At 63.4% G+C, this 10883-nt stretch carries 11 protein-coding genes; 4 read left to right on the forward strand and 7 right to left on the reverse strand.

From position 1 onward, the window contains the following. The first annotated feature begins 156 nt into the window (after positions 1 to 156). Entirely contained in the window at positions 157 to 1083 is a 927-nt protein-coding gene (locus EOA22_RS12960; RefSeq protein WP_013530053.1) for a DMT family transporter, read from the forward strand. A 10-nt stretch (positions 1084 to 1093) separates the two neighbouring features. Here EOA22_RS12960 and EOA22_RS12965 read toward each other — a convergent pair whose 3' ends face one another. Further along, positions 1094 to 2119, reverse strand: a complete 1026-nt coding sequence (locus EOA22_RS12965; RefSeq protein WP_245268609.1) for an alpha/beta hydrolase — start codon at positions 2117 to 2119, stop codon at positions 1094 to 1096. Here EOA22_RS12965 and EOA22_RS12970 point away from each other — a divergent pair. Beyond that, complete coding sequence (locus EOA22_RS12970) at positions 2118 to 2714, forward strand: CGNR zinc finger domain-containing protein (protein WP_013530055.1); 597 nt, start codon at positions 2118 to 2120, stop codon at positions 2712 to 2714. The genes EOA22_RS12965 and EOA22_RS12970 overlap by 2 nt on opposite strands. A gap of 54 nt (positions 2715 to 2768) precedes the next feature. Here the strand turns inward: EOA22_RS12970 and EOA22_RS12975 are convergent, their stop codons facing one another. After that, entirely contained in the window at positions 2769 to 4277 is a 1509-nt protein-coding gene (locus tag EOA22_RS12975) for a winged helix-turn-helix domain-containing tetratricopeptide repeat protein (RefSeq protein WP_063168818.1), read from the reverse strand. A 139-nt stretch (positions 4278 to 4416) separates the two neighbouring features. Between EOA22_RS12975 and EOA22_RS12980 the strand changes: the two genes are divergently transcribed. Beyond that, positions 4417 to 4659 (forward strand): hypothetical protein, encoded by a 243-nt coding sequence (locus EOA22_RS12980; RefSeq protein ID WP_013530057.1) that lies wholly within the window; start codon positions 4417 to 4419, stop codon positions 4657 to 4659. Between the two features lie 28 nt (positions 4660 to 4687). Here the strand turns inward: EOA22_RS12980 and EOA22_RS12985 are convergent, their stop codons facing one another. Both EOA22_RS12985 and EOA22_RS12990 read right to left on the reverse strand, forming a co-directional pair. Then, a complete protein-coding gene (locus tag EOA22_RS12985; protein WP_024504164.1) occupies positions 4688 to 5998 on the reverse strand; it encodes a hemolysin family protein in 1311 nt (436 codons plus the stop codon). 75 nt (positions 5999 to 6073) lie between these two features. Next, entirely contained in the window at positions 6074 to 6988 is a 915-nt protein-coding gene (locus tag EOA22_RS12990; RefSeq protein ID WP_063168817.1) for a LysR family transcriptional regulator, read from the reverse strand. A gap of 127 nt (positions 6989 to 7115) precedes the next feature. On the opposite strand from EOA22_RS12990, the gene EOA22_RS12995 reads away from it, so the two are divergent. Next, a complete protein-coding gene (locus EOA22_RS12995; protein ID WP_127390007.1) occupies positions 7116 to 8138 on the forward strand; it encodes an NAD(P)-dependent alcohol dehydrogenase in 1023 nt (340 codons plus the stop codon). Between the two features lie 11 nt (positions 8139 to 8149). Here EOA22_RS12995 and EOA22_RS13000 read toward each other — a convergent pair whose 3' ends face one another. The 3 genes from EOA22_RS13000 to EOA22_RS13010 all read right to left on the reverse strand — a co-directional run. Continuing rightward, positions 8150 to 8857, reverse strand: a complete 708-nt coding sequence (locus tag EOA22_RS13000) for an LssY C-terminal domain-containing protein (RefSeq protein ID WP_063168816.1) — start codon at positions 8855 to 8857, stop codon at positions 8150 to 8152. A gap of 74 nt (positions 8858 to 8931) precedes the next feature. Beyond that, a complete protein-coding gene (locus EOA22_RS13005) occupies positions 8932 to 9738 on the reverse strand; it encodes an extensin family protein (protein WP_027162117.1) in 807 nt (268 codons plus the stop codon). A gap of 116 nt (positions 9739 to 9854) precedes the next feature. Continuing rightward, positions 9855 to 10883 (reverse strand): extensin family protein (locus EOA22_RS13010; RefSeq protein ID WP_127390008.1); only part of this gene is annotated, 1029 nt, incomplete at its 5' end.

Raw genomic sequence — 10883 nt, forward strand, 5'->3', positions numbered from 1 at the left:
GTCGGCGAGGCGGTCCGTTTCGTTCAACTCGCCGGCATGGTGCTGATACCCTGATGTCACGATAGCCTCGGCCCAATCGGGGTTGGACTGCTACATCGACCGGGCTGCCATCTGGTCGCGACCCTTGCCCTGATATATCCGGCTGCGATCCGTCACATGAGTGAAGCCGTGAAGACATCCAGCCTGACCGGCGCCGTTTCCCCGATGATCCCGGTGCTCGTATGCGCGCTTGCGATCTTCCTGCTGTCCGGGATGGATGCGGCGATGAAGATCCTGGTCATCGCGGTCGGGGTCTACAACACCTTGCTGTGGCGCAGCATGGTCGCGGCCGTGGTCGCGGGCGCAGCCTGGTTGGCGGGACCACGCTTAAAGCCGACCATTCCGGTGCTGAGGCTGCATGCGCTGCGTGCCGCAATTGTCGGCGTCGTGCTGATATCCTTCTTCTGGGGCTTGGCCAGGCTGCCGCTCGCGGAGGCGATCGGGCTCAGCTTCGTGGCGCCCTTGTTTGCGCTGTTTCTCGCCGCGCTGCTGCTGGGCGAACGGATCCGACGCCAGGCTGTCTGGGCATCGTTGGCCGGCATCGCCGGCGTCGCCATCATCATGGCCGGCCAGTTCGGGCAGGCAGACTATTCGCAGGACGCCATGCTCGGCACGGCAGCGGTGCTCGTATCAACCGTGTTCTACGGATACAATCTGATCCTCGCCCGGCAACAGGCGCAGTTGGCCAAGCCGATCGAGATCATGCTGTTCCAGAACCTTTGCGTTGCCATCCTGCTCGGCCTCGCGGCACCCTGGCTTGCCGTCGCCCTGCCGAGCGATCTTTGGCTTCCTTTGGCCGGGGTGACGGTGCTGTCGCTCGCCGGGCAATTCCTGATGAGCTGGTCCTACGCCCGCGCCGAAGCGCAATATCTGATCCCGACGGAATACTCGGCCTTCATCTGGGCGGTCGCGCTTGGCTGGTTCTTCTTCGGCGAGGAGGCGACCTGGACCACGCTGACGGGAGCGTGCCTGATCGTCGCCGGCTGCCTGATCGCCGCGCGGGCCAATCCCAGGCTTGCCGAGCCCATCGAAGTGGCGGTTTGAACGTCGACGTTCAACGCCCCGCAGGATCGCGAAATACCCCAGTCTCCACCTCGTGCATGAAGTGAGCGATGAGAGCCGCGCATTGGCGATGATGCGTTTCGAGAAGCATGTGCCCGCTCTCAAAGACATGGATTTCGACGGCGTCGAGATCGCGGCTGTAGGCCATGATCTCGTCCAGCGCGAAGAAGGCGTCGTGGCGCCCCCACAGCACCAGGCATGCTGGCTGTTGGTCGCGGAGATAGGCCTGGATGGCCGGGAAGCGCGCGATGTGCGAGCCATAATCGGTGAAGAGTTCGAACTGAATGTCGGTGTTGCCGGGCCTCGCCAGGCGCTCCGTATCGAGATACCAACCCTCGGGCGGAAACAACACTTTCAGACGCTCGGGGAGACCGCCGATATATTGGTTTCGGGTCCCCTCGAAATTCATCCAGTCCGGCAGTCTGGCGCGGTTTTCTTCAGTCGGTTCGGCGAAGAACGCCTTCGGCGCGTCCCATTCCGGTCCCAGCCCCTCGTCATGAGCGTTGCTGTCCTGGGCGATCAGGCCGAGGATGCGATCCGGCCGCCGTGTGGCGAGATGATAGCCGACGGGCGTGCCGAAGTCAGTGATGTGGAGGAAGAATCGCTGGAGGCCGAGGGCCTCGATGAAGGCTTCGATCGTGCTGGCCAGGTTGTCGAACGTGTAGTCATAGGCATCGATGGAAGGGGCGGACGAAAAGCCGAAACCGGGCAGATCCGGCGCCACCACATAGGCTGTCTCCGCCAGCGGTTCGATGACATTGCGATAGACGTGCGACGAAGTCGGATATCCGTGCAGCAGCAGGATTGCCGGTCTGCCGGGATCGCCGGCATGACGGTAGAAGATGTCGAGGCCGTCGACATTGATGGTTTCGTGGCGGGTCTTGTAACGATTGCTGCACATCCTCTCCCTCCCAGGGGTTCCGCGCCGATCTGGCGACGCGCTGGCTTTGACACCACGTATCCGTATGATAGTGGTTACATGTAACCGTATAATCCGGTTAATGAGGTTATGTTCCATGGGCGATGAATACACCGAATGGGTACCGGATCACTTCATAGGCGGGCATCCCGCTTTGGACCTGTCGAACGCCGTGTTCGACCGGCGGGCGCCGGCAACAGACAATGAACTCTTCAAGTCCGTCCGGGATGTTGCGAACTGGTTCAGCGCCTCAGGGCTTGCCGACGATCGTCAGGCGCAGGCCGTTGCCGAGATAGCGGATGGGCGGTTCGTGGAAGGGGTCCGCGAAATGCGGGAGGCGTCATTTCAGGTTTTCGATCCAATCGCCGCGGGCAAACCGTCTGCGGTCGAACCGCTCGGCGTGTTGTTCTCGCGCACGGCAAGCTCGCTTGCCGCCGGGTCTATCGAGCTGGATGGCACCAGGCCGGAGCTTGCCCTTGGCCGGTGGCGCGATCCGGACGCCGTCACCGCGTTGCTGGCCATGCTGTCCATCGAAGCGTTCTTCACCCTGCCGCGCGACAGGCTGCATTCCTGCCCTCGCTGTGGCTGGCTTTTCCTCGATACGTCGCGAGGCGGCAAGCGGCGCTGGTGCAGCATGCGCACCTGCGGCAACCGCGAGAAGGTGTCGCGCCACCGAGATCATACCGACGTCTAGACTGGGTTAGCGCACCACGTCGCCTTTGCTGCGGGCGGGCCGGATGCCGGCGCGTCACTCCGGAAGACCGGCCTTGCGAAAACCATCGACGAAATGCTCGAGCGTAGCGGCGTCGCGGAATGGCTCGGTCGTCGCCCAGTGATGGGTTGTGAAATGCGGGTTGCCGACGAGGAACAGTTCAGCCTCTGCGCGCGCCTCGTCGAGCCGGCCGAGTTGGGCCATGCTTGCCGCCAGGAAACGGCGTGAGCTTGTGCGATAGGTCTCGTCACGGCGCAACGTCTCGATAGCGGCTTGGTAGTCGCGCGCCGCATATTGCGCCTGGCCGAGCGTCAGATAGTACCAGCTCGCCGGAAACGGGTTCAGCCGGAACGCCTTGCCGATGTGCTCGAGGCCCTCTTCGACCCGTCCGGCCAGGACCGCGATGTCGGACAATGCCGCCCAGGTGTCGGCCTCGTTCGGGTCGAGCTCGATCGCTTTGGCGAATTCCGCATCCGCTTCAGTGAAGCTGCGCTCATAGGCAAGCAGATAAGCCAGGATCCAGCGACAGCCGGCATCGTTGGGATCGATCGCCACCGCCTTGCGCGCCAGCTCCAGGGCAACGCTGCGGGCAGCCTCGGTTGGTCCGCCCCAATGCACCTGTCCCATCCAGTGGTTCATGGCAAGCCAACGATAGGGCTCGGCATAATCAGGATCGAGCGACACCGCGCGCGTCAGCATCAGATGCGCTTCCTGCGCCATCTGCGGCGAGTCGTCGATCAGCTTTCGCGCCCGCACGCAGAGGTCGTAGGCCTCCAGATTTCGCGGCCGATTGCGCGGCGGCGGCGCGCGCAGCCGGCCAAGCAGCGCTTCCACGATCTTGGCCGTCACCTCGTCTTGAACGGCAAAGATATCCTCCAGGCCGCGATCGAAGCGTTCCGCCCACAGATGATCGCCACTCATCGCGTCGACCAGCTGTGCGTTGATGCGCACGCGCCCCGCGGCGCGTCTTGCACTGCCTTCCAACAGGTAGCGCACGCCAAGATCCCCGGCGATCTCGCGCACGTCCATCGCTTTTCCCTTGTAGGCAAAGGTCGAGTTGCGGGCGATGACGAACAGGCCGGAGATTCTGGACAGGTCGGTGATCAGGTCTTCCGTCAACCCATCCACGAAGGGATCCTGCTCGGGATCGTTGCTGAAATTGACGAAGGGCAGCACGGCTATCGACGGTTTGTCGGGCAGCGGCAAGGGTTTTCGCCTGGCCTCGCCCAGCTGTTCGACGGCCCCAGTGAAACGGTAGCCGACGCGCGGAACGGTGGATATCCATTCGCCGTTGTCGCCGACGGGGCCAAGCAGCTTGCGCAGCTGCGCGATCTGGACGGTGAGATTGCCTTCCTCGACGGCCGTGCCCGGCCACGCGGCGTCCATCAGTTCGGCTTTTCCGAGGATTTCGCCGGGCCGCCCGACGAGTGCCGCAAGCAGGCTCAGCCCGCGATAGCCGACGGCAACGGGGACATCGTTCCGAAGCAGCGTTCCCGCATGCGGATCAAGCACGAACGGACCAAAGGCAAAACGCGATCCCTGCATAGGCGCATCTATAGGGCCGCTCTAGCTCGTTTGGAAGTTTTGGGAACTATTTGGGAGGGCTTAATTACGGCGCCGTCCGTATCGCGCAGAATTCAACCTCATCGAGAGCCCTAGGCCCTCAAACCATATGGAGGTTGCCATGACCAATACCCTCACTTGTGCAGCGCGGCCGGGAACGCCCGTGCGGCCGGCATCGCGCCGGCTCCTAAAGACCCTGCGAAGCATCATCGCGAGCTGGCACGATCGGACCTGGCGCGAGCGGATACGCTTTCGCTGGCAGCTCAGGCAAATGTCGAAGGACAATCCGCATCTGATCGACGATATCGGCCTGACGATACAGCAGGTCGAGGGAGAGATCGCCAAGTCCTTCTGGGAACGATAGAGCGAAATGCCGCAAATCGCGTCGACCGTCAGCGCACCGCCTCGCGAGGGGCGCCGGCCAGGCGGGTGGCGATCAGCTTGTCGATGCGGCGGCCGTCGAGATCGACCACCTCGAAGCGCCAGCCCTGCGCGTCGACGCATTCGCCAGTCGCCGGCAGATGGTGCATATGCGACAGCACATAGCCGGCGACGGTTTCGTAATCGCGGTTTTCCGGCAGGTCGATGCCGAGAATGTCGGCCATCTCGTCGGCCTGCATGTAGCCGGCGAGCAGCCACGAGCCGTCCTCGCGCTTGACCGCGTTTTCCTCGTCGCCGGCGTCGGTGTCGGCGCGGAACACGCCGGTGATGGCTTCCAGAATGTCGGCCGGGGTGACGATGCCTTCGAAATGGCCGTATTCGTCATGCACCAGCGCCATCGGCACGTCGGATTCCTTTAGCTTCTGCAGCACATCGAGCGCGTCGGCCTGGTCGTAGACGATGGGGGCTGCGCGCACATGCCTGCGCGGATCGAGCACGCGGCCGGCAAGCAGTGCGGCCAGCACATCACGCGTCTGGACGACGCCGACCATGACGTCGACGCCGCCGTCGCCTGCCGGCAGGCGCGAATGCTGGGTTTCCATGAGCAGCTTGCGGATGGCCGCCTCGTCGGATTGCAGATTGATCCAGTCGACTTCGGTGCGCGGCGTCATCACCGCGCGCACGGCGCGGTCGCCAAGCCGCATGACGCCGGCGATCATGCGCCGCTCGTCGGATTCGATGGTGCCGTGATGCTCGGCCTCGGCGACCAGCATCTTGATCTCCTCGTCGGTGACCTTTTCCTCGCTTTCGCCGCGCTGACCGAGCAGCCACAATATGGTGCGGCCGGAGAAGTCGAGCAGGAAGACCAGCGGCGCCGACACCGTGGCGAGGATGGTCATCGCCGGAGCGACCCTGGCGGCGACCCGCTCGGGATCACGCAACGCGATCTGCTTGGGCACCAGCTCGCCGACGATCAGCGAGAAATAGGTGATGATAGCAACGACGATGCCGACGCCTAGCGGGTCGGCGACAGTCTCGCGGATGCCGGTCGAAGCCAGGAACTGCGCCAGCCGTTCGCCGAGCGTGGCGCCGGAAAAGGCGCCGGAGAGGACGCCGACCAAGGTGATGCCGATCTGCACCGAGGACAGGAACTTGCCGGGATTTGAGCCAAGATCAAGGGCGCGGCCGGCGCCATTGGTGCCGCGGTCGATCATCGCTTTCAGCCTGGCCGGGCGCGACGAGACGATGGCGAGCTCGGACATCGACAAAAGGCCGTTCACGCAGATGAGGACGACCACGATAGCGATTTCGACGTATAACATGAGCGGTCAATAGCATTGTGGCGCGGTCTTCGAAAATAGTCCGGCGTGATTTTTGAGAAATGACCGGTATTTCGCTCACGCGGCATCCCAGGGCGGCGCCGAAAAATGTTCGACGAGGGCGTCGACGACAACCCGCACCTTTGGCGTGAGCGCGCGCGTCACCGGCCAGACGGCATGCACGACGATGTTCTCGACCAGGCATTCCGACAGCACCATTTCGAGATCGCCGCTTTTGAGGCTGTCGGCGGCCAGCCATGTCGGCAGGAAGGCGATGCCGCAGCCGGCGAGCGCCGCATCCAGCATCGGTTCGCCATGGCCGAGAACGAGCCGCGCCTTGGGCACGAAGGTTGCGAGATGGCCGTCGGAATGTCTGATCACCCAGGGGCGGACGATGCCCTCGCGACCGTAGCCAATGACGCTGTGATCGGCGAGATCCTCGACCGATTGCGGCCGGCCATGCCTGTCGAGATAGTCGGGAGCCGCGCATATGGCCGAGCGCTGAGCATAGAGGCGCCTGGCCGCAAGCGACAGGCTGTCGTCGAGTTCGCCCATGCGGATCGCCAGGTCGATACCCTCCTCGATCAGGTCGACGCGGCGGTCATTGAAGGAGACTTCCACCGTCAGGTCCGGAAATTTCCTCGAAATCTCGAACAGCACGGGAGCGACGCAGCGTCGGCCGAAGGCCAGCGGCACGTCGACCCGAAGCCGGCCAGACGGGACCTGCCGACGCGAGGCGAGCAGCGACTGTGCGGCTTCGATCTCGGCCAGGGCCCGGACGCAGGCTTCATAGTAGCTGATGCCTTCGCTGGTCGGACTGAGACTGCGGGTGGTGCGGTTCAACAAGCGAACGCCGAGCCTCTGCTCCAGCTGCGCGATCGATTTGCCGATCGCCGACTTCGTCACATGCAGCCGCTCGCCGGCGCTAGTGAAGCTGCCGGCCTCCACCGCCTGCACAAACGCGACGGTGCCTTGCAGGTCGGCCGTTTCCATGGCGATTTCCTATTGTCGACTTTTAGTCCGCAATCAGTGTCAAATTATACCGCACGGAAGCACTATTTTCTATAATCGAAAGGCATAAATGTCTCGCCTGGCATCAATGCACGGAGCGCGAGACGACATGAGCACCCCAATCAACAGATCCTGGCAGATGAGCGGTTTTGGCCTGTCGAGGCTAAGCCAGGTGGAAGGCAAGGTGCCCGAGCCAGGGCCGCACGATTTGCTGGTCCGGACCAAGGCCGTATCGCTCAACTACAAGGACAAGATGATCGTGGACGGCGTGCTGATCCCCGACCTTGCCTTTCCCTTCGTGCCGACATCCGACGCGGTGGGCGAAGTGGTGTCCGTCGGCAGTGCCGTCAGCCGCTTTCAGGTCGGCCAGCGCGTGCTTGGCCAGGTGATCGCCGATTGGCCGGATGGCGACGCACCGCCGGTGCTGCATAAGCACACGCTGGGGTCGTCGCTGTCGGGTATGCTTTCCGATCATGTCATCTTCGGCGAGGACGCCGCGGTGCTGGCGCCGCTGTCGCTCGGCGACATCGAGGCCGCGACATTGCCGATCGCGGCGCTGACGGCCTGGTTCGCCATGGCCGAGGCGACCAAACCGGTGCCGGGTCAGACCATTCTGATCCAGGGCACCGGCGGCGTGTCGCTGTTTGCGCTGCAGTTCGCCACTGCGTTCGGCCTGCGCGCCATCGTCACCTCAAGCAGTGATGAAAAGCTTGAGCGGGCGAGAAAGCTTGGCGCCTGGCAAGGGATCAACTACCGCACGCAACCGGCCTGGGACGATGCCGCGCGTGAGCTGACGAACGGGCTGGGCGTGAACCACGCGCTGGAAATGGTCGGCGGCGACAATGCACGGCGATCGCTGAACGCGCTGGCCGCCGACGGCCGGCTGTCGATCATCGGCCTGCTGGGCGCGATGGAGCTCAGCTTTCCCATCCTGCCCTTCATGCGCAACCGCATCACCGTGCAGGGCCTGTCGATCGGCCATCGCCGTGCTTTCGAGCGCATGAATCAGGCGATCGAGGCGCTGGCGATCAAGCCGGTCATCGACAAGGTTTTTGGCTTCGATGAGGTGCCGCAGGCCTTGCAACATCTGGAGAAAGGGCCGTTCGGCAAGATCGTGATCACCACGACCTGACTTTTGCGATGTCATGGCAACTGCTTCAACACGCCGACAATTGCCTCGCCGTCCGTGAAATAGGGATCGCCGCCGCCATTGCGTCCCGCCTTGGTGGCGCCGACGCCCGATATGTCGCTGGTCGAGAGCAGCATGCCGGCAGTGGCCAGGTCGCGCATCAGGAAATCGCGCTCGGCGTCGATGTCGGGGCCGATATGGTGGGTGACGGCGCCGGTGTCGTGGCTGAAGCCGACGCCGCGATCGAAGCTGGCCGAGCCCAGCCACAGCGGCCGGCCATCGTCGCCGCTTGCATCGGTCTGCCAGAAGCGGACATGATGCCGTCGGTCGGCGCTGATGCCCTCCGGCTTTTCGAAGGCGAGATCCTGGGCACGGCCATCGAACAGCAGCCTGCTGACCGGCGCATCGGGATAGGGGTGGTCGAACAGCACGCTTTCACCGATCTCGATCGCGGTCTTCAGGGTGACGGCGTCGGCGGTGTCCCAGCCGGCAACGGCAAAGGCGTGGACCACCTCCTTCTGCGTGCCGACAAGGCCGACATTGATCGGGTCGCCCGGAATGCCTTGCGGCGTGTGCGTCAGCATCTCGAAGCGATGCGTGCGAAAACCTCGATCGCGGAACGTCCAGAATTCCGGTGCGGCGAAATAGGCGAGCGCCAGATACGCGGCCAACAAGGTCGCCGCCCAGATCATAATGCGTCGCCGAACGCTTCGTTGACCCATGAATGCCGCTCAAATGTTCCGGCATCACATTAGGCGTTGTCATGGCATTCAGGCAAAGGATACCCGGCACCGATCTAACGGCAGGCGCGATAACCGTTCTTGCGGTTCTTGATGTCGAAATGAAAATGGTTGCGGTGGTCGTAATTGTAGCCGGGGCCGAGCACGGTGGTGAAGTACTGGCAGCCGTCGGCGCGCACATTGTTGAGGAAGCCACGGGTGCGGAAGGCGAACAGGCCGGGCTTGCGCACATCGATGTCGTCGCCATTGTTGAGCTCGATGCTCATGACGTCGAGCGCATTGCCCTTGCCGTGTTCGGACAGGACGCCTTCGCCGGCAATCCGGCGGCAGGAATAGCTGGAGCCCTGGTGTATGGTCCTGACGCCGGAGAAATAACGCCAGCGGGCGGAGGGAACGAGTTCGTTCTTCGTCCAGCCGGCAAAGGTAGCTGCCATGTCGCAGGTCAGGGTTGCGGCGGGTTTCATCTGGATGTTGCCGATGGCCGAGACCTTGACCGGATAATCGATGCCGCACTGGCCTTCATGGATCGGCGCCAGGTCGGTGTAGGCGACATCGAGGCGCTTCAATTGCTGACGGCAGTCGGTTTCGCTGGCCGGCATCTGCTCGACGGGCGACATCGGCTCGTCCATGCGCGGATAAGCGGCCTGCGTCATGTACGGATTGGAAGGGACAAGCTTCTGCATGCCGGCATATTGCGGCACGGCAGCCGTCTGCGCGCCGACGTCGACGGCCGGCTGCAGCGACAGCACACTGCCGGTGTTGCAGGCGGAAAGCGCCGCCAGCGCCAGACCGGCGGTCAGCATTGCTGCATATTTTGACTGGCGCGCGGTGGCGAAAAACACGGCCCGAAATTTGCCGGCCATTGGCGGAATCCCGTTGATGGATATCCGGCATTTTAACGATCAAGGGTAAAGGAAAACTCAGCGTCCGCGTTCATGCCTGCGGCCGAATTGCGGCACGCGGCCTGGATCAGCCCTGATCACTGGCAGAACGTTCCGCCATGACGGCGCGGTTCGAGATCGAGATGGAAATGCAGGGAATGATCGGCGTCGGCGCCTGGGCCGAGCACCGTCTTGAAGGGTCCGCAGGCGGCCTTGCGAACATTGTTGAGGAATTTGGCGTCTTTCTCCGGCGGCGCCGGGCCGACCTCGATCTTCTTGCCGTCCGACAGCGTGAAGCTGGCGATGTCGAGCGCGTTGCCGAACGCGTGTTCCGACAGTTTTCGTGTGCCGTTGCGTGGCCGGCAGACAAAAGCCGATGCCTGGCCGATCGATTTCAGGTCCGCACCGAATTCGGCCTTTGCCGCCGGCTGGATGACATCGGCGGCAAAACGCGCCGTCGCCTCGGCCATCTTGCAGTTGAGCTCGGTGCCCGGGGCAATCGCGATCGACTTTCCAAGGGTCTTCAGCACGATGGGGTAGGGAATCGAACAGCCGATTTCGGGCTGGCTTTCCGCCTTGTACTCTTCGAATTCGACGCCGAGCGTCTTTAGCCGTTCGCGGCATGCGACTTCCTCGACCGGCATTTTTTCATCGGGCACGTCGGCCGAGCGCGGATCGGGCAGCATCTTCTTCTCGTCCGCGTCGGCCGGCTTTTGCGGTGGCTGCGGGGCGACGGTTGGCGGCTGGGCCTCGGGTTCTGCAATGTCAGGCTTTTGTGTCGGCGTTGGCGCGACGTCCGGCGGCTCCGGCTCGTTTTCCCCGGTTGATGGCTCCGGAGCCAATGGCTCGGGACGTGCCTGCTTTTCCTGGTGGGATTTTTCTTCCTTGAAACGGTCGGGCGCTTCCGCGGCCTTCGGCCCTACGCGCTTTTGCTCCTCGGTCTTTGCAGCTTCAGCCTTTGGTGCGTCCGCCGGGCGTGGTTCGGGCACCGGAATGCCGGGTTGGGTTATCGGAGTGCCGGGTTCGGGCACGGGAACATCGGCAGGCGAGGGCAGCGATGTCTGCGTTTTCTGCTGTGTCTGCTTTGGCGTGACCTGCCGGTGGCGCCGTGGTTTCAAACGCTTTCC

It is taken from the genome of Mesorhizobium sp. M7A.F.Ca.US.014.04.1.1, assembly GCF_003998745.1.
Taxonomy (GTDB): Bacteria; Pseudomonadota; Alphaproteobacteria; order Rhizobiales; family Rhizobiaceae; genus Mesorhizobium; species Mesorhizobium ciceri.